The organism is Streptomyces sp. NPDC033174 (assembly GCF_055577795.1).
In genome coordinates, this window is record NZ_JBVIPQ010000010.1 from 180,434 (window position 1) to 199,021 (window position 18,588).

Here is an 18,588-nt window from a genome sequence, read left to right on the forward strand (position 1 = left end):
CCGGAAACGGTGTCCCCCTCCTCATGAGGACATCACCATGTACAAGTTCTTCTTCCGGCTGGTCTTCAAGCGCATGGACCCCGAGCAGGCCCACCACCTGGCCTTCCGGTGGATCCGCCTCGCGGCCCGCGTCCCGGTCCTGCGGACCTTCGTCGCGGCCGTTCTCGCGCCCCGCCACAAGGAGCTGCGCACCGAGGCGTTCGGCCTGCGCATGCACGGCCCCTTCGGGCTCGCGGCGGGCTTCGACAAGAACGCCGTCGCCATCGACGGCATGTCGATGCTCGGCTTCGACCACGTCGAGATCGGCACGGTCACCGGCGAGGCCCAGCCCGGCAACCCCAAGAAGCGCCTCTTCCGGCTCGTACCGGACCGCGCCCTGATCAACCGCATGGGCTTCAACAACGAGGGCTCCGCCGCCGTAGCCGCACGGCTCGCCGCACGCGTTCCCGTCTTCAGGACCGTCGTGGGCGTCAACATCGGCAAGACCAAGGCCGTCCCGGAGGCCGAGGCGGCCGCCGACTACGTGAAGTCGACCGAGCGTCTCGCCCGCCACGCGGACTACCTGGTCGTCAATGTCTCCTCCCCGAACACGCCCGGCCTGCGCAACCTCCAGGCCACCGAGTCGCTCCGGCCGCTCCTCACCGCCGTACGCGAGGCCGCCGACCGCACGGTCACCGACCGCCGGGTCCCGCTCCTCGTCAAGATCGCGCCGGACCTCGCGGACGAGGACGTCGACGCCGTCGCGGACCTGGCCCTGGAGCTCGGTCTGGACGGCATCATCGCCACCAACACCACCATCGCCCGTGAGGGCCTGGGCCTGAAGTCCTCTCCTTCCCTGGTCAAGGAGACCGGCGGCCTGTCGGGTGCCCCGGTCAAGGCACGCTCCCTGGAGGTCCTCAGGCGCCTCTACGCGCGCGTGGGGGACCGGATCACCCTCGTGGGCGTCGGCGGCATCGAGAACGCCGAGGACGCCTGGCAGCGCATCCTCGCCGGCGCCACCCTCGTCCAGGGCTACAGCGCCTTCATCTACGAGGGCCCCTTCTACGCCCGCGCGATCCACAAGGGCCTCGCCGCGCGCCTCAAGGCCGGCCCCTACTCCACCCTCGCCGACGCGGTCGGTGCCGAGACCCGGAAGGCCTCCCTGTGACCCTCGACTCCTTCGGCGCCCGTCTGCGCCACGCCATGGACACCCGGGGCCCGCTCTGCGTCGGCATCGACCCGCACGCCTCGCTGCTGAGCGCCTGGGGCCTGGGCGACGACATCCAGGGCCTGGAGACCTTCACACGGACCGTGGTGGACGCGCTCGCCGACCGGGTCGCCGTATTCAAGCCGCAGTCCGCGTTCTTCGAGCGGTTCGGCTCGAAGGGCATCGCCGTCCTCGAGCGGGCCGTCGCCGACCTGCGCGCCGCGGGCGGTCTGGTCGTCATGGACGCCAAGCGCGGTGACATCGGCTCGACCATGGGCGCCTACGCGGAGACCTTCCTGCGCAAGGACTCGCCGCTGTTCTCGGACGCGCTGACGGTCTCCCCGTACCTGGGCTACGGCTCGCTGCGGCCCGCGGTCGACCTGGCGCGGGAGAGCGGCGCGGGCCTCTTCGTCCTGGCGCTCACCTCCAACCCCGAGGGCGCCGAGGTCCAGCGGGCGGTCCGGGCGGACGGCCGCACGATCGGGGCGACGATGCTCGCCCACCTCGCGGAGGAGAACGCCGGCGAGAGCCCCATGGGCTCCTTCGGAGCCGTCGTGGGCGCCACCCTCGGCGACCTGTCCTCCTTCGACCTGGACATCAACGGACCGCTCCTGGCCCCCGGCATCGGCGCCCAGGGCGCCACCCCCGCCGACCTCCCGGCGGTCTTCGGCGCCGCCGTGCGCAATGTGGTGCCCAATGTCAGCCGCGGTGTGCTGAAGCACGGCCCCGACGCGGCCGCGCTGCGGGACTCCGCCGCCCGGTACGCCGACGAGGTCAGGACCGCCGTGAACGGTTGAAGTGACCGGATGCCGGACCCCACCGGGACCGGTGGGTGGACAACCGGAAGATCGCTTGACGGAAACTTGGCTCAAATCCCGGTCTTTATGACCTAATTGTCCTGGTCGGTCGATGCTGACCAGGACTTTTAGTCTTTTCTCGCTGACTGGAGCGGCCATGGCCGCTAGTCTCCGTCGAGAGTCGGCGTCGCAACAGTCACTGGGTTGCGGCGTTGCTCCCCTGGTGTGGGGCGACCTCGTTCCTCACCGGTCCGTATCCGACAGTTCGACATCCGAGGTGACGTAGGCGTGGCTCTTCCGCCCCTTACCCCTGAACAGCGCGCAGCCGCGCTCGAAAAGGCCGCCGCGGCTCGCCGGGAGCGGGCCGAGGTCAAGAATCGACTCAAGCACTCCGGCGCCTCCCTGCAGGAGGTCATCAAGCAGGGCCAGGAGAACGACGTCATCGGCAAGATGAAGGTCTCCGCCCTCCTGGAGTCCCTGCCGGGCGTGGGCAAGGTCCGCGCCAAGCAGATCATGGAGCGCCTCGGCATCTCCGAGAGCCGCCGCGTGCGGGGTCTCGGGTCCAACCAGATCGCCTCCTTGGAGCGCGAGTTCGGCAGCACCGGCGCCTGAGTCCCGGGCATACCCGGGAAGCTGGAATAATCGCCGCATGGCTGCACACGTACGTCCGCGGCTGACCGTGCTCTCCGGCCCCTCCGGGGTCGGCAAGAGCACGGTCGTCGCTCATATGCGCAAGGTCCACCCAGAGGTCTGGCTGTCGGTCTCCGCCACCACCCGCAAGCCGCGCCCCGGCGAGCGGGAGGGCGTCCAGTACTACTTCGTATCGGACGAGGACTTCGACAAGCTGGTCGCCAATGGCGAGCTGCTGGAGTGGGCCGAGTTCGCGGGCAACCGCTACGGCACACCGCGCGGCGCCGTACTGGAGCGGCTGGACCGGGGTGAGCCCGTCCTCCTGGAGATCGACCTCCAGGGAGCGCGGCTGGTCCGTGAGTCGATGCCGGAGGCCCAGCTGGTCTTCCTGGCACCGCCGAGCTGGGACGAGCTGGTCCGCCGGCTGACCGGCCGGGGGACCGAGTCGCCCGAGGTCATCGAGCGCCGGCTCGCCGCCGCCAAGATCGAGCTGGCGGCCGAGTCGGAGTTCGACACCACCCTGGTCAACACCTCCGTCGAGGACGTGGCGCGTGAGCTGCTAGCCTTGATGGAAGTTGTTTGATCTTTTTCTGATCACCCCAGTAGTTTCTTCGGAAGGCTAGAGCGTGTCCTCTTCCATCACCGCGCCCGAGGGCATCATCAACCCGCCGATCGACGAGTTGCTCGAGGCCACTGACTCGAAGTACAGCCTCGTGATCTACGCGGCCAAGCGTGCACGCCAGATCAACGCGTACTACTCGCAGCTCGGTGAGGGCCTGCTCGAGTACGTGGGTCCGCTCGTGGACACCCACGTCCACGAGAAGCCGCTCTCGATCGCCCTGCGGGAGATCAACGCGGGACTGCTGACCTCCGAGGCCATCGAGGGCCCGGCCCAGTAGCGCATATCGCTTTTCACCACAGGCCCGGCGGAACATCCGCCGGGCCTGTGGTGTCTGATGGAGGGTGTCCGATGGAGGCGTACGAAACCGAATGCCGGGAGGCGCAGTGAGCGCGAGCGCGGGGGACAGGCCGAAGGTCGTCCTGGGGGTCACCGGCGGAATCGCCGCCTACAAGGCGTGCGAGCTGCTGCGGAGGCTCACCGAGTCCGGACACGACGTACGGGTCGTCCCGACCGGGTCGGCGCTGCACTTCGTCGGCGCCGCAACCTGGTCGGCGCTCTCCGGGCACCCGGTGTCCACCGAGGTCTGGTCGGACGTCCACGAGGTCCCGCACGTACGGATCGGACAGGCGGCCGACCTCGTCGTCGTGGCGCCGGCCACCGCCGACATGCTCGCCAAGGCCGCCCACGGGCTCGCCGACGACCTGCTGACCAACACCCTCCTCACCGCACGCTGTCCGGTCGTGTTCGCGCCCGCCATGCACACCGAGATGTGGGAGCACCCCGCCACCCAGGAGAACGTGGCCACGCTGCGCCGCCGCGGCGCCGTCGTCATCGAACCCGCGGTCGGCCGCCTCACCGGTGTCGACACCGGCAAGGGCCGGCTGCCCGACCCGGAGCAGATCTTCGAGGTCTGCCGACGGGTGCTGGCCCGTGGCGTCGCCGAGCCGGATCTCAAGGGGCGCCATGTCGTGGTCAGCGCAGGCGGGACGCGCGAACCCCTCGACCCGGTCCGCTACCTCGGGAACCGGTCCTCCGGCAAGCAGGGATACGCGCTCGCCAAGGCCGCCGCCGCCCGGGGCGCCCGCGTCACCCTGGTCGAGGCCAACACCGGCATCCCGGACCCGGCAGGTGTCGACGTCGTCCATGTCGGCACCGCCGTCCAGCTGCGCGAAGCCGTTCTCAAGGCGGCCGCCGACGCCGACGCGGTGGTGATGGCCGCGGCGGTCGCGGACTTCCGCCCCGCCTCCTACGCCCCGGGGAAGATCAAGAAGAAGGACGACGGGGGAGCGCCGACCGTCGAGCTGGTGCGCAACCCCGACATCCTCGCCGAGGTCTCCGCCGACCGGGCCCGCCCCGAGCAGGTGATCGTCGGCTTCGCCGCCGAGACCGACGACGTGCTGGCCAACGGCCGCGAGAAGCTCCGCCGCAAGGGCTGCGACCTGCTCGTGGTCAATGAGGTCGGGGAGCGCAAGACCTTCGGCTCCGAGGAGAACGAAGCCGTGGTGCTGGCTGCGGACGGCGACGAGACGCCCGTCCCGTACGGTCCCAAGGAAGCGCTCGCGGAGATCGTCTGGGACCTCGTGGCACCGCGTCTCGCCCCTCGGCCGGCCTAGAAACCGGCTGGAGCGCAGGTGGGAGCAGTCGGAACGGATGGAATCGTGAAGATTTCAGACGAATTCCCGGTTAGCCTGAGGGGCGGACCAACCCAGTGATCCCGGGCCTTCCGGTCGCCGGAGGGGGCCGTTCGCCGTACGGTGGGTGTCCCTTTCGCGGGTGATACGGCTCCCACCTTGCGAGACACCTGGTCCACCGGGCGAGAGCGCCCGATAAACTGTTCTCGGAACGACGCGGGGCGCAGCCCCCTGCCGGTCCTTCATTGATCAGCCAGCAGCCGCTGCAACCACAGGGAGCATTGTGTCCCGTCGTCTCTTCACCTCGGAGTCCGTGACCGAGGGTCACCCCGACAAGATCGCTGACCAGATCAGCGACACCATCCTCGACGCGCTGCTCCGTGAGGACCCCACCTCGCGTGTCGCGGTGGAGACCTTGATCACCACCGGTCTGGTGCACGTGGCCGGCGAGGTGACCACCAAGGCTTGGGCCGACATCCCCACCCTCGTACGCAACAAGATCCTCGAGATCGGGTACGACTCCTCGAAGAAGGGCTTCGACGGCGCGTCCTGCGGCGTCTCGGTCTCCATCGGGTCGCAGTCGCCCGACATCGCCCAGGGTGTGGACACGGCCTACGAGAAGCGGGTCGAGGGCGACGACGACGACCTCGACGCACAGGGTGCCGGCGACCAGGGCCTGATGTTCGGCTACGCGTCCGACGAGACGCCCGAGCTGATGCCGCTCCCGATCCACATCGCGCACCGGCTGTCCCGCCGTCTGACCGAGGTCCGCAAGAACGGGACCATCCCGTACCTGCGCCCCGACGGCAAGACCCAGGTCACCATCGAGTACGACGGCGACAAGGCCGTCCGCCTCGACACCGTCGTCGTCTCCTCGCAGCACGCCTCGGACATCGACCTGGAGTCGCTGCTCGCGCCCGACATCCGCGAGTTCGTCGTCGAGCACGTCCTCAAGCAGCTCCTGGACGACGGCATCAAGCTGGACACCGAGGGCTACCGCCTCCTGGTGAACCCGACCGGCCGCTTCGAGATCGGCGGCCCGATGGGCGACGCCGGCCTCACCGGCCGCAAGATCATCATCGACACCTACGGCGGCATGGCACGCCACGGCGGCGGCGCCTTCTCCGGCAAGGACCCGTCCAAGGTCGACCGCTCGGCCGCCTACGCCATGCGCTGGGTCGCCAAGAACGTCGTGGCCGCCGGCCTCGCCGCGCGCTGTGAGGTCCAGGTCGCGTACGCGATCGGCAAGGCGGAGCCGGTCGGTCTCTTCGTCGAGACCTTCGGCACCAACACGATCGAGACCGAGAAGATCGAGAACGCCATCGCCGAGGTCTTCGACCTCCGCCCGGCCGCGATCATCCGCGACCTCGACCTGCTGCGCCCGATCTACGCCCAGACCGCGGCGTACGGCCACTTCGGCCGCGAGCTCCCCGACTTCACCTGGGAGCGCACGGACCGCGTGGACGCACTGCGCAAGGCCGCCGGCCTGTAGTCACCGCTTCGCCACGAGAGCCCGGTACCCGGTGGGGTGCCGGGCTCTCGGCCGTTCCCGGCCTTGCCCCGCGCCCGCCACGGCTGTCAGTGGGGTCTGGTTGACTTTGGCTGTGAGCAGCGAGAACGAGACCCCCGAGCGCCCCGCGGGCGAGCCGCCGGAGCAGCTCGCGCTCATCAGGGAGACCGTGCGGAAGGCGAAGGTGCCCCGCGCGAAGCCACGGACGTGGCGGGGGGCCGCGCTGGCGAAGGAGCTGCCCGTCGCGCGCGTGGTCGTCAACAAGGGCGTGCTCCACCTCGATCAGTTCTTCGACTACGCGGTGCCCGAGGAACTGGACGCGGACGCGCGGCCGGGGGTGCGGGTGCGGGTGCGGTTCGGCGCCGGGGCGCACCAGGTGCGCGACGGGCGGCGCGAGGGCGGGCGGCTCATCGACGGGTTCGTGATCGAGCGGCGCGCCGACTCGGACTACTCGGGGCCGCTGGCCGCGCTCGCCGACGTGGTGTCGCCCGAGCCGGTGCTCAGCCCCGGCCTGCTCGGGCTCGCCCGGGCTGTCGCCGACCGGTACGCGGGCAGCCTCGCCGACGTGCTCCAGCTGGCGATCCCGCCGCGCAGCGCGCGCGCCGAGTCCAAACCGTCGCCGGAGCCGCTGCCCGCGCCGTCGGCGCCGGAGCCCGGGACATGGGGGCGGTACGGGAAGGGGCCCGCGTTCCTGGCGGCGCTCGCACAGGGCGGGGCGCCGCGCGCCGTCTGGAACGCGCTGCCCGGGCCGCACTGGGCCGAGGAGCTGGCCCGCGCGGTGGCCGCGACGCTGGCCTCGGGGCGTGGCGCGCTGGTGGTCGTGCCCGACGGGCGGGCCGTCGGCCGCGTGGACGCCGCGCTGACCGCCCTGCTCGGGGAGGGGCGGCACGCCGTGCTCACGGCCGAGGCCGGGCCCGAGAAGCGCTATCGCGAGTGGCTCGCCGTCCGCCGGGGGTCCGTGCGGGCCGTCGTCGGGACCCGCGCCGCGATGTTCGCGCCGGTACGCGAGCTCGGGCTCGTCGCGATCTGGGACGACGGGGACTCCAGCCACAGCGAACTCCACGCTCCGCTGCCCCACGCCCGCGAGGTGCTGCTGCTGCGCGCCGCCCACGACAAGTGCGCCTTCCTGCTGGGCAGTACGAGCTGCACGGTGGAGGCGGCGCAGCTGGTCGAGACCGGGTGGGCGCTGCCGTTGACGGCGGACCGGGAACAAATACGGATCGCCGCGCCGCTCGTGCGGACCGTCGGCGACACGGACCTGGCGCGTGACGAGGCGGCCAGGGCGGCGCGGCTGCCGTCGCTCGCCTGGAACGTCGTACGGGACGGCTTGAAGAACGGGCCCGTACTCGTCCAGGTGCCGAGGCGCGGCTATGTGCCGAGACTCGCCTGCGAGAGGTGCCGCACGCCCGCGCGCTGCCGGCAGTGCGCGGGGCCGCTGGAGGCGCCGGAGCAGCAGGACCTGCGCTGCGGGTGGTGCGGGCGGGGAGAGAGCGGCTGGCACTGCTCCGAGTGCGGGGGTACGCGGCTGCGGGCCCAGGTGGTCGGCGCGCGGCGCACGGCGGAGGAGCTGGGGCGGGCGTTTCCGGCGGTGCCGGTGCGGACGTCGGGACGGGACCATGTGCTGGACACCGTGCCGGGGCGGCCGGCCCTCGTCGTCAGCACACCCGGCGCCGAGCCGGTCGCCGAGGGCGGCTACGCGGCCGCGCTGCTGCTCGACGGCTGGGCGATGCTCGGCAGACCCGACCTGCGGGCCGGCGAGGAGGCGCTCCGGCGCTGGATCGACGCGGCGTCGCTGGTGCGCGGACAGGCGGAGGGCGGCACGGTCGTCGTCGTGGCCGAGCCGACGCTGAGGCCCGTCCAGGCGCTGGTCCGGTGGGACCCCGTGGGACACGCGCAGCGTGAGCTCGCGGAGCGGGCCGAGCTGGGCTTTCCGCCGGTCTCGAGAATGGCGGCGGTGAGCGGCCGCCCCGACGCCCTGGCCGCGTTCCTGGCGGCGGCCGAGCTGCCCCCCGACGCGGAGGTCCTGGGCCCGGTCCCCCTCCCGGTCACCCGCCCGGGCGGCCCCCGTCGCCCCGGCGACAGCCCCCCGGGGGAGGTGTGGGAACGCGCCCTGCTCCGCGTGCCCCCGGGCAGCGGGTCGGCCCTGGCGGCCTCTCTGAAGGCGGCCCAGGCGGCCCGGATGGCCCGCGGCGCGGGCGAACCCCTCCGCATCAGGGTGGACCCGCCGGACATCGGCTGAGGGCGTGGGGCCGCCTGCGGCGGGCTTTCCCCACCCGCCCCTTCCCGGAACCGGGGCTCCGCCCCGACCGCGTGGGCCATCGGGCTCGGCCGCCGGCCGTGCGGGCGGCTTCCTCCCGGCCCCCCGCACACCACAGCCGCCCCACCGCACCCCGTACGGCAAGGCGGCCAGAGCGCGGGAAGTCAGCCGTTGCGAGGGCCGGGGAAGGCGTTCGGGCGGAGGTCCTCGCGGAGGGACTGGGTGGTGGCTGAAGGCTGGGGGGGCATCGAGCGGGCCGCCGGGACCGCGGGGACGGGCGGGGCGGGGAGGGTACGGGTCGTACCCGGCTCCGGGGCGCGGTCGGCGTCCACCACCGTGCCCGCGGGCTGCACCGCGCGGCGCGCGCCGTAGCGGCGGTGGACCGCCTGTTTCGTGACCCCGAGCGCCGAGCCCACCGCGTCCCACGAGAAGCCCAGCGAGCGGTCGAAGTCCACCGCGGCGGTGACCAGGGTCTCGACGCTGTCCCGCAGTTCCTGGGCGAGGCGGACTGTCGGGGCCGGAGCCCTGCCGTACACGACGAAGCCCGTCGACGGGCCGGAGCGGCGCGGACGGTAGACATTGCCCAGCTGGGCCGTGAGCGTGCGCAGAGCGTCCACCTGCCGGCGGACCCGCTCGATGTCCCGCACCAGCAGGTGCAGGCTTGCCCGGGCTTGGGCGTCGTGCGTTGCGTGGTCGGCCATTTACAAGCCTCTCGAACCGGCGTTGAAAAGGATCGGGCCGCACCGGGGCGGCCCGTTTTGGTCAATCTCTCTTGACCAACGCGCCAGCCGTCGTTGTGGTCACGCTGTGGGGGCGTATGCGCATATGCGCGGGGCGCACACCCATACGTACGCCCCCTGGCGCCCCGGCCCATAGACTGGTGCGCTGCCCGCAACCGCCCCGAACAGACAGGCAGTCAGCCAACGATGAAGCTCGTCTTCGCAGGCACCCCCGAGGTCGCCGTACCCGCCCTGGACGCCCTGCTCGCCTCCGGGCGGCACGAGGTGGCCGCGGTCGTCACCCGTCCCGACGCGCCCGCCGGGCGCGGCCGCAGGCTGGTCGCGAGCCCGGTGGCCGAGCGGGCGGAGGAGGCGGGGATCGAGGTCCTCAAGCCGCACCGGCCGCGCGACGAGGAGTTCCTCGCCCGGCTGCGCGAGATCGCCCCCGACTGCTGCCCGGTCGTCGCCTACGGCGCGCTGCTGCCCAAGGCGGCCCTCGACATCCCGGCCCGGGGCTGGGTCAATCTGCACTTCTCGCTGCTGCCGGCCTGGCGCGGCGCCGCGCCCGTCCAGCACTCCCTCATGGCCGGGGACGAGGTCACCGGCGCTTCCACGTTCCTGATCGAGGAGGGGCTGGACTCCGGGCCGGTGTACGGAGTCGTCACCGAGGACGTGCGCCCCACCGACACCAGCGGCGACCTGCTCACCCGGCTCGCCTTCGCCGGCGCCGGGCTGCTGGCCGCCACCATGGACGGCATCGAGGACGGCACCCTGAAGGCCGTCCCGCAGCCGACCGAGGGCATCACCCTCGCACCCAAGATCACCGTCGAGAACGCACGCGTGGACTGGACGGCGCCGGCCATGCGCGTCGACCGCGTCGTCCGCGGCTGCACCCCCGCGCCCGGCGCCTGGACCGTCTTCCGCGGCGAGCGTCTCAAGCTGATCCAGGTCGCCCCCGTCCCCGACCGCGCCGACCTGCGCCCCGGCGAGCTCGCCGTCGGCAAGAACAACGTCTATGCCGGCACCGGCTCGCACGCCGTCGAGCTGCTCTGGGTCCAGCCGCAGGGCAAGAAGCCGATGCGCGCCGCCGACTGGGCGCGCGGGGTGCGGATCGCCCCGGGCGAGAAGGTCGGCGGCGCGGACGTAGGCTGAGAGGGTTCAACCTCTCACTTCGTCAGCGGAGCACCTTTTGAGCGAGCAGGCACGTCGCCGTCCCCCCACGCCGCACCGGCGCCCCAAGAAGGATCCCGTCCGGATCCTCGCCTTCGAGGCGCTGCGGGCCGTCGACGAGCGTGACGCCTACGCGAACCTCGTCCTGCCCCCGCTGCTCAAGAAGGCCAGGGACAAGGGCGACTTCGACGGCCGCGACGCGGCGCTCGCCACCGAGCTGGTGTACGGGACGCTGCGGCGCCAGGGGACCTACGACGCGATCATCTCGGCCTGCGTCGACCGGCCGCTGCGCGAGGTGGACCCGCCGGTGCTCGACGTCCTGGCGCTCGGCGTCCACCAGCTCCTGGGCACCCGCATCCCGACCCATGCCGCGGTATCCGCGAGCGTGGAGCTGGCCCGGGTGGTGCTCGGCGACGGGCGGGCCAAGTTCGTCAACGCGGTGCTCAGGAAGGTCTCGCGGCAGGACCTGGACGCCTGGCTCGAACAGGTCGCACCGCCGTACGAGGAGGACGCCGAGGACCACCTCGCCGTCACGCACTCGCACCCCCGCTGGATCGTCTCCGCCCTGTGGGACGCGCTCGGCGGCGGGCGCGCGGGCATCGAGGACCTGCTGGAGGCCGACAACGAGCGGCCCGAGGTCACCCTCGTCGCGCGGCCCGGGCGCTCCACCCCGGAGGAGCTGCTCGACGTCCTGGGCGAGGAGTCCGGCCTGCCCGGGCGCTGGTCCCCGTACGCCGTGCGGATGGCGGAGGGCGGGGAACCCGGCGCGCTGGCTCCCCTGCAGGAGAACCGCGCGGGTGTCCAGGACGAGGGCAGTCAGCTCGTCGCGATCGCCCTCGCCAACGCCCCCCTGGAGGGCCCCGACGCCCGCTGGCTCGACGGCTGCGCCGGCCCCGGCGGAAAGGCGGCCCTGCTGGGTGCGCTCGCCGCCGAGCGCGGCGCCGCGCTCCTCGCCTCCGAGAAGCAGCCCCACCGTGCCCGGCTCGTCGAGCGGGCGCTGGCCGGCAACCCCGGCCCGTACCAGGTCATCACCGCCGACGGCACCAGGCCGCCATGGCGTCCCGGTTCCTTCGACCGGGTTCTCATGGACGTTCCCTGCTCCGGCCTCGGCGCCCTGCGCCGCCGCCCGGAAGCCCGCTGGCGCCGCCGCCCCGAGGACCTGGAGAGCTTTGCACCGCTCCAGCGCGGGCTGCTGGCCGAGGCCCTGAAGGCCGTCCGGGTCGGCGGAGTGGTGGGCTACGCGACCTGCTCCCCGCACCTGGCCGAGACCCGGGTGGTCGTGAACGACGTACTGAAGAAGACGGACGGCGCGGAGCTGATCGACGCCCGGCCGCTCATGCCCGGCGTGCCCGCGCTCGGCGAAGGGCCGGACGTACAGCTGTGGCCGCATCTGCACGGCACGGACGCGATGTACCTGGCGCTCGTACGGCGCACCGCCTGACCCTCGCCGCCCGGTCGGGGAAGGCGGGCGGGGCCCTCGGAAAGCCGGGATTGCCCGGACTGTGGGGGTCCCGTCGGGCATGGCTCCCGAACGAACCCGCTCCGAAACCGCTTCGCGGCAAAGAAGTGGCCAAGAGCATGGCAGGCTTGGCACATGGCCCAGATCTACCCCAGCATTCTGTCCGCAGACTTCGCCCGCCTCGCCGAGGAGGCCAAGGCCGTCGAAGGTGCCGACTGGCTCCATGTCGATGTGATGGACAACCACTTCGTGCCCAACCTGACCCTGGGCGTGCCGATCGTGGAATCGCTGAGCCGGGCGACCAAGACGCCGCTGGACTGCCATCTCATGATCGAGGACCCGGACCGCTGGGCCCCGCAGTACGTCGAGGCGGGCGCCGGTTCGGTCACCTTCCACGTCGAGGCGGCGGCCGCGCCGGTGCGGCTGGCCCGGGAGATCAGGGCCAAGGGCGCCCGAGCCTCCATGGCGCTGAAGCCCGCGACGCCCATCGAGCCGTTCGAGGACCTGCTCCCCGAGCTCGACATGCTGCTCATCATGACCGTGGAGCCGGGCTTCGGCGGCCAGGCGTTCCTGGACATCATGCTGCCGAAGATCCGCCGCACCCGAGAGCTGATCTCCAAGCACGGCCTGGAGCTGTGGCTCCAGGTCGACGGCGGCGTCTCGGACTCCACGATCGAGCGCTGCGCCGAGGCCGGGGCGGACGTCTTCGTCGCGGGGTCGGCCGTCTACGGCGCGCAGGACCCCGCTCAGGCCGTGCGCTCGCTGCGGGACAAGGCGGACCGGACGATCGCCGCGGCACCCTGGGCGTGCGCCCACTGAGTCGGGGTGACGCCGTGCGACCGCTGGGCCACGGGCAGATGAACGCAGCCCAACAGGACTGATCAAGGACCGTCGCATCTGACAGGATGAACGGCGAGTCCAGAGTGTGAACAGCAGTGAGGAGATCGCGGTGTCGGGTATGTCGGCGGGACGGTCAGCCCTGCGGATGGGACCCGCGGAGCTGGTACAGGCGGCGGCCATGGCCCGCCGCTTCTATCTCGAGGGCAAGTCCAAGATCCAGATCGCGGAGGAGTTCGGCGTCAGCCGCTTCAAGGTCGCGCGGGTCCTGGAGACGGCTCTCGAGCGCGATCTCGTACGGATCGAGATCCGGGTGCCCGCCGAGCTGGACGCCGAGCGCTCCGACGCGCTCCGTGCCCGGTACGGCCTCCGCCACGCGGTCGTCGTCGAGTCCCCGTCCGAGGGCGACGACGAGTCGCCGGACCCGGAGAACCTCGGTGAGGTCGCCGCCGACCTGCTGGGCGAGCTGGTGAACGAGGGCGATGTCCTCGGACTGGCCTGGGGCCGCTCCACGATTCACATGGCCGCCGCCCTCGACCGGCTGCCCCCCTGCACCGTCGTCCAGCTCACGGGCGTGTACGACGCCGGGACCGCCGAGCGCGGCTCGGTGGAGGCCGTCCGGCGTGCCGCCCAGGTCTCCGGCGGCGAGGCCCACCCCATCTACGCGCCGATGCTGCTGCCCGACCCGGCCACCGCGGCCGCGCTGCGCAACCAGACCGGGATCGCCCGGGCCTTCGAGTACTTCGACAAGGTGACGGTGGCGGCCGTCTCCATCGGCTCCTGGGAGCCGGGCATCTCGACCGTTCACGACATGCTCTCGGACGAGGAGCGTGCCCACTACGCCTCCCTCGGTGTGGCCGCCGAGATGTCGGCGCACCTCTTCGACGGGCAGGGCCGCCGGGTCGGGCGTGACCTGGGGGAGCGGTGCATCACGGTCGAGGCGGACCGGCTGCGCCGGATCCCGGAGGTCGTGGCGATCGCGGGCGGCCAGCGCAAGGCGGCGGCGATCGGGGCCGTCCTGCGGTCGGGGCTCGTCACCAGCCTCGTCACCGACACGGCGGCGGCCGACTTCCTGCTGACGGAGTCCGAGCCGGGCCCGCGGCCGGCGCTCGAGCGGGCGGACCCCGACGAGTGAGCCGGTGGGGGTGAAGCCCCCGTCTTGGAGGATTCGACAAGAGGGACTCCCCAAGCCCTGGACGTTCGGCCGGGACCGCATGGGCGTGCGGGCGTGGGAGAATGAACTACGTGCTTTTTCCCCTGGCTGAAATGCCTAGGGGCCACTCCGAACGACTGGGATGTTCAGCACGTGCGTTTCCTCAATGACGTCAAGCCGCCGTACGACCTCACGTACGACGATGTGTTCATGGTGCCGAGCCGCTCGGCCGTCGGTTCCCGCCAGGGCGTGGACCTCTCCTCGCCCGATGGCACCGGTACGACGATTCCGCTGGTCGTGGCCAACATGACCGCCATCGCCGGCCGCCGCATGGCCGAGACCGTAGCCCGCCGTGGTGGCCTCGTCGTCATCCCCCAGGACATCCCGATCGAGGTCGTCACCGAGGTCATCTCCTGGGTCAAGAGCCGCCACCACGTGCTCGACACCCCGATCGTGCTGGCTCCCCACCAGACCGTCGCCGACGCGCTGTCCCTGCTCCCCAAGCGGGCGCACGACGCGGGCGTCGTCGTGGACGAGGACCAGCGGCCGATCGGTGTCGTCACTGACGCCGACCTGTCCGGAGTGGACCGCTTCACCCAGCTGTCCGAGGTGATGACCCGCGAGCTGCTGCTGCTCGACGCGGACATCGACCCGCGCGACGCCTTCAACAAGCTGGACCAGGCCAACCACCGCTACGCCCCCGCCGTGGACAAGGACGGCCGTCTCGCCGGCATCCTGACCCGCAAGGGCGCGCTGCGCGCGACCCTCTACACCCCGGCCGTCGACGGCCGGGGCAAGCTGCGGATCGCCGCCGCCGTGGGTATCAACGGCGATGTCGCGGGCAAGGCCAAGCAGCTCCTCGACGCAGGCGCCGACACCATCGTCGTGGACACCGCGCACGGCCACCAGGAGTCGATGATCTCCGCGATCAAGGCCGTCCGCGGTCTCGACCCCCAGGTCCCGATCGTCGCGGGCAACATCGTCGCCGCCGAGGGTGTGCGCGACCTCATCGAGGCCGGCGCGGACATCATCAAGGTCGGTGTCGGACCCGGTGCGATGTGCACCACGCGCATGATGACCGGCGTCGGCCGCCCGCAGTTCTCGGCCGTGCTCGAGTGCGCCGCCGAGGCCAAGAAGTACGGCAAGCACGTCTGGGCCGACGGCGGTGTCCGTCACCCGCGCGACGTCGCCATGGCGCTCGCCGCCGGTGCGTCCAACGTGATGATCGGCTCCTGGTTCGCCGGGACGTACGAGTCCCCGGGCGACCTCCAGCAGGACGCGAACGGCCGGTACTACAAGGAGTCCTTCGGTATGGCCTCCGCCCGCGCCGTCCGCAACCGCACCAGTGAGGAGTCGGCCTACGACCGCGCCCGCAAGGCGCTGTTCGAAGAGGGCATCTCCACCTCACGGATGTTCCTCGACCCGTCCCGCCCGGGCGTCGAGGACCTGATCGACTCGATCATCGCGGGCGTCCGCTCCTCGTGCACCTACGCCGGTGCGGGCTCGCTGGCCGAGTTCGAGGAGAAGGCGGTCGTCGGGATCCAGAGCGCCGCCGGCTACGCCGAGGGCAAGCCGCTGCACGCCAGCTGGAGCTGACCTCCCGCGCGGAGCACGGGCTCGTACGACGCGCTCGCACGACGGCCCCCGGAAACCTTTCCGGGGGCCGCCGTCATGTCCGCGCGCCTTCCTCGTCAAGCGCCTCGGCCGACGAAGCCCGCGGCGCGCAGCGCCCCCGCGACCGCCCCGGCGAGCCGTGCGTGGCCCGCGTCGTTCGGGTGGAGGCCGTCGGCGAGCAGGTCCGGGGTGAGGAGGTCCCTGCCGGGCAGGAGGGCCAGCCGGGCGTCGCCCGCCGCGATGAGGTCCCGGACCGCCTCCTCCATCGCCGTACGCAGCTCCGAGAGCGTCGCCGCGAGGGCGTTGCCGGTCGACTCGGCGTCCGGACGCAGGACGGGGGAGACGAGCAGCAGCGGGGTGTCCGGGTGGCCATGGCGTACGAGCGTGATGAAGGCCCGGGTCGTCTCGTACAGCAGGGGCGCCGAGTACGGGATCCGGGACCAGCAGTTGGTGCCGAAGGCGAGCGTGAGCAGGTCGGCGGGAAGCGACGAGAGCTGCTCGGCGATCGGGAGCTCGCCCCGGGCCGCGCCCGCGTAGCCGAGGTTGACGGTGTCCAGGTCCAGCGCGCGGCCCGCGACGGCGGGCCAGGCGTGGGCGGGGCGGGTGGACCACCAGCCCTCGGTGATGGAGTCGCCGTGCACCACCCAGCGGGGGCGTGCGGGGGCGGGCTCCACCACGCCACCGACGGCCCGTACGCCCAGGATCACCGGAGCCTGCGTCTCCGGCGGGTGGACGGTGAACGGTCCGGCGCCGTCCGGGAGCCGTATCGTGATCGCCGCTTCCTCGGCCGGTTCGGTGAACGACTCGGCCACGCACCGGCCGTCGTGCCACAGCGAGAAGCAGTGCGCCAGCTCCCGCATGGCGTCGGCCGGCCCCGGCACGGCCGCGCGATAGCGGATCTCCACGGCCCGGGTGCCGGGCGCGGCCGTGAACTCGAGCCGTACCCCGATCGGCAGCCCCGCCCGTTCGGCCGTGTCCCACGGCAGCCGGGCCATGTCGGCGGGGTCCGCGCGTACCGGCCGGCCCTTGTCCAGCCAGGCCGTGCCGCGCAGAAAGGGACCAGGGTCCAGCCAGCTCATCGAGGGCCTCCGATCGTCGGGTACGGGAACTTCACCCCTACCCCGCCATCCACCACCAACGTCTGCCCGGTGACACAGGAAGACATCGGCGAGGCCAGAAAGTGCAGCGCCGCGGCGATGTCGGAGGTCGAGGCGACCCGGCCGAGCGGCGCGTTCGCGGCGTTGCGGCGGCGGCCCTCCTCGCCGAGGAGCTCCGCCACCCGGGGCGTCCACACGACCCCCGGGGCGACCGCGTTGACCCGCACACCCCGGGGCCCCAACTCCACCGCCGCCGACCGCACGAGGGACACCAGGCCGGCCTTCGCCGCCCCATAGGCGGCGTGCAGCGGCGCGCCGGTGAGGCCGGAGACCGAGGCGACGAAGACCAGCGGGCCCCCACCGGACGAGGCGACGGCCTCGCCGCCGTACTGGACGGCGAGCCAGGCGTGCCGCAGCACGATGGCGAAGTGCCAGTCCCAGGCGGCGTCGTCCAGGTCCATGAGGCCCGCGTACCGCGCCATCCCGACGATGTCGACGACGCCGTGCACCGCGCCCGACTGCCGCAGGGCGTCGGCGAAAAGGGCTTGAACGGACTCCCGGCGCGTCACGTCGCAGACGTACGGCACTCCTCGCGTCTCGCGCGCGACGGCCTCGGCGCGCTCCTCCTCGACGTCGACGCACAGGACCCGTGCGCCGACGGCCGCGAGCGCGTGCGCCGTCTGCCGCCCGATGCCGTTGCCCGCGCCGAGCACCACGAAGGCACGGCCGTCGAGCCGGTGCAGCCGGGCGTAGTCCGGTACGGGCTCCGGCTCCGCCATCAGCGCGGCCGGGGTGTGTACGACGCCAGCTCCGGGATGACTTCCTTCCCGAGGATCTCGATCGTGCGCAGGATCTCCCGGTGCTCCAGATGGCCCCACTGGACGTAACAGATCAACTCGTCGACGCCCAGGTCCGCGTAGCGCTTGGCCTTGCGTACGATCGTCTCCGCGTCGCCTATGAGAATCATGTCCCCGTCGCTGAACTCCCGTACGGGGACATCCCCCTCGAGGATCGGGGCAAGCAGCGGAAAGGCCTTCGCGCGCTCCTCGGGCGGCAGATGGGGCAGTTCCCAGTCGAGCGTGAACCGGGCGAGATTGCCGTACCACCAGGCGACCGAGTCCCACACGCGCTGCCCGGGCCGTTCCGCGGCGTGGACCAGGGTGTAGGCGCTGACCCGGTTCGTGGTCACGTCCGTGAGCGGGGACGCGGTGCGCGCGGCGGCGCGGTAGGCCGTCACCTGACGGGCCATCGCCTCCAGCGGCTGCATGATCGAGAACGACAGCAGACCGAGCCCGGCCGCCCCGGCCACCTCCGCCGAGCCGGGCGAAGTGGCCGCCATCCAGCAGGGCGGATGCGGGTCCTGCACGGGCTTGGGGGTGACCATGCGCCGGGGGAAGCTGAATCTCGGGGACTCGTACGCGAAGTACTCCTCGCGCCACATGGCCGTGACGATCTCGACCGCCTCGCGCCAGTCGGCCCGCGACTGCTCGCGGTCCACACCGAACGCGGCCTGCTCCATGGGGGTGGACCGGCCCGTGCCCCACTCGACCCGGCCGCCCGACAGGACGTCCACCGTGGCGACCTTCTCCGCGATCCGCTGCGGGGGAGTGAAGCCGAACGGGGTGAGGGTGACGCCGAAGCCGAGCCGGATCCGCTCGGTCAGCCCGGCCAGATGACCGAGGAGCACCTCGGGAGCGGGGCAGTGCGAGCGGCCCTCACGGAAGTGGTGCTCCACCGCCCAGACCGTACGGAACCCGGCCCGGTCGGCGAGTCTGATCTGCTCGACCGCCTCGCGGTACGCGCGCTGCTCGGCGGCGCGCTGTCCGTGCGGATGCGGTCCGTCCCACGGCCGGGGGACGTCGATCTCATACAGCACATCCAGCTCCATGGCGGTGGAGCGTGGGTC

Annotated in this window: 17 protein-coding genes; 13 read left to right on the forward strand and 4 right to left on the reverse strand. The window is 72.4% G+C overall.

The window, feature by feature from the left end; genetic code table 11:
* Positions 1-37: 37 nt before the first annotated feature.
* From ACZ5VC_RS28580 to ACZ5VC_RS28615, 8 genes are all read left to right on the forward strand, one after another.
* The gene (locus ACZ5VC_RS28580) at positions 38-1,147 is read left to right on the forward strand and encodes a quinone-dependent dihydroorotate dehydrogenase (RefSeq protein WP_469122865.1); all 1,110 of its coding nucleotides are present in this window, start codon (positions 38-40) and stop codon (positions 1,145-1,147) included.
* Complete coding sequence (pyrF, locus tag ACZ5VC_RS28585) at positions 1,144-1,983, forward strand: orotidine-5'-phosphate decarboxylase (RefSeq protein WP_469122866.1); 840 nt, start codon at positions 1,144-1,146, stop codon at positions 1,981-1,983. Before ACZ5VC_RS28580 ends, pyrF begins: the two co-directional genes overlap by 4 nt.
* A 288-nt stretch (positions 1,984-2,271) precedes the next feature.
* Positions 2,272-2,595: an integration host factor gene (locus ACZ5VC_RS28590; RefSeq protein ID WP_451487703.1), complete on the forward strand. Its 324-nt coding sequence runs from the start codon at positions 2,272-2,274 to the stop codon at positions 2,593-2,595.
* A 37-nt stretch (positions 2,596-2,632) separates the two neighbouring features.
* Positions 2,633-3,196 carry a guanylate kinase gene (gene gmk / locus ACZ5VC_RS28595; RefSeq protein ID WP_469122867.1) on the forward strand — a complete coding sequence of 188 codons (564 nt, stop codon included), beginning with the start codon at positions 2,633-2,635 and terminating at the stop codon, positions 3,194-3,196.
* Positions 3,197-3,239: 43 nt separating this feature from the next.
* Positions 3,240-3,512 (forward strand): DNA-directed RNA polymerase subunit omega, encoded by a 273-nt coding sequence (gene rpoZ, locus ACZ5VC_RS28600; RefSeq protein ID WP_005319902.1) that lies wholly within the window; start codon positions 3,240-3,242, stop codon positions 3,510-3,512.
* Between the two features lie 106 nt (positions 3,513-3,618).
* Entirely contained in the window at positions 3,619-4,848 is a 1,230-nt protein-coding gene (gene coaBC / locus ACZ5VC_RS28605; protein ID WP_469122868.1) for a bifunctional phosphopantothenoylcysteine decarboxylase/phosphopantothenate--cysteine ligase CoaBC, read from the forward strand.
* Positions 4,849-5,149: 301 nt separating this feature from the next.
* The gene (gene metK / locus ACZ5VC_RS28610) at positions 5,150-6,358 is read left to right on the forward strand and encodes a methionine adenosyltransferase (RefSeq protein ID WP_468713126.1); all 1,209 of its coding nucleotides are present in this window, start codon (positions 5,150-5,152) and stop codon (positions 6,356-6,358) included.
* A gap of 112 nt (positions 6,359-6,470) precedes the next feature.
* Entirely contained in the window at positions 6,471-8,615 is a 2,145-nt protein-coding gene (locus ACZ5VC_RS28615) for a primosomal protein N' (protein ID WP_469122869.1), read from the forward strand.
* 182 nt (positions 8,616-8,797) lie between these two features.
* On the opposite strand, the gene ACZ5VC_RS28620 is transcribed toward ACZ5VC_RS28615, so the two are convergent.
* Complete coding sequence (locus ACZ5VC_RS28620) at positions 8,798-9,334, reverse strand: hypothetical protein (protein WP_469122870.1); 537 nt, start codon at positions 9,332-9,334, stop codon at positions 8,798-8,800.
* A gap of 225 nt (positions 9,335-9,559) precedes the next feature.
* Between ACZ5VC_RS28620 and fmt the strand changes: the two genes are divergently transcribed.
* The 5 genes from fmt (at position 9,560) to ACZ5VC_RS28645 (ending at position 15,567) form a co-directional block, all read left to right on the forward strand.
* Positions 9,560-10,504 (forward strand): methionyl-tRNA formyltransferase, encoded by a 945-nt coding sequence (fmt, locus tag ACZ5VC_RS28625; protein ID WP_469122871.1) that lies wholly within the window; start codon positions 9,560-9,562, stop codon positions 10,502-10,504.
* 37 nt (positions 10,505-10,541) lie between these two features.
* Complete coding sequence (locus ACZ5VC_RS28630) at positions 10,542-11,963, forward strand: RsmB/NOP family class I SAM-dependent RNA methyltransferase (RefSeq protein WP_469122872.1); 1,422 nt, start codon at positions 10,542-10,544, stop codon at positions 11,961-11,963.
* 153 nt (positions 11,964-12,116) lie between these two features.
* Positions 12,117-12,800, forward strand: coding sequence for a ribulose-phosphate 3-epimerase (gene rpe, locus ACZ5VC_RS28635; protein WP_469122873.1), 684 nt, complete (start codon positions 12,117-12,119; stop codon positions 12,798-12,800).
* Positions 12,801-12,906: 106 nt separating this feature from the next.
* Positions 12,907-13,953, forward strand: coding sequence for a sugar-binding transcriptional regulator (locus ACZ5VC_RS28640; protein ID WP_469122874.1), 1,047 nt, complete (start codon positions 12,907-12,909; stop codon positions 13,951-13,953).
* A 171-nt stretch (positions 13,954-14,124) separates the two neighbouring features.
* Positions 14,125-15,567 carry a GuaB1 family IMP dehydrogenase-related protein gene (locus ACZ5VC_RS28645; RefSeq protein ID WP_469122875.1) on the forward strand — a complete coding sequence of 481 codons (1,443 nt, stop codon included), beginning with the start codon at positions 14,125-14,127 and terminating at the stop codon, positions 15,565-15,567.
* A 95-nt stretch (positions 15,568-15,662) separates the two neighbouring features.
* Here ACZ5VC_RS28645 and ACZ5VC_RS28650 read toward each other — a convergent pair whose 3' ends face one another.
* The 3 genes from ACZ5VC_RS28650 to ACZ5VC_RS28660 are packed head-to-tail and all read right to left on the reverse strand — an operon-like array spanning position 15,663 to position 18,570.
* Complete coding sequence (locus ACZ5VC_RS28650) at positions 15,663-16,664, reverse strand: GDSL-type esterase/lipase family protein (protein ID WP_469122876.1); 1,002 nt, start codon at positions 16,662-16,664, stop codon at positions 15,663-15,665.
* Positions 16,661-17,461 (reverse strand): SDR family NAD(P)-dependent oxidoreductase, encoded by an 801-nt coding sequence (locus ACZ5VC_RS28655; RefSeq protein WP_469122877.1) that lies wholly within the window; start codon positions 17,459-17,461, stop codon positions 16,661-16,663. The genes ACZ5VC_RS28650 and ACZ5VC_RS28655 overlap by 4 nt, the downstream gene beginning before the upstream one ends.
* Positions 17,461-18,570, reverse strand: coding sequence for an LLM class flavin-dependent oxidoreductase (locus ACZ5VC_RS28660; protein ID WP_469122878.1), 1,110 nt, complete (start codon positions 18,568-18,570; stop codon positions 17,461-17,463). The genes ACZ5VC_RS28655 and ACZ5VC_RS28660 overlap by 1 nt, the downstream gene beginning before the upstream one ends.
* Positions 18,571-18,588 lie beyond the last annotated feature (18 nt).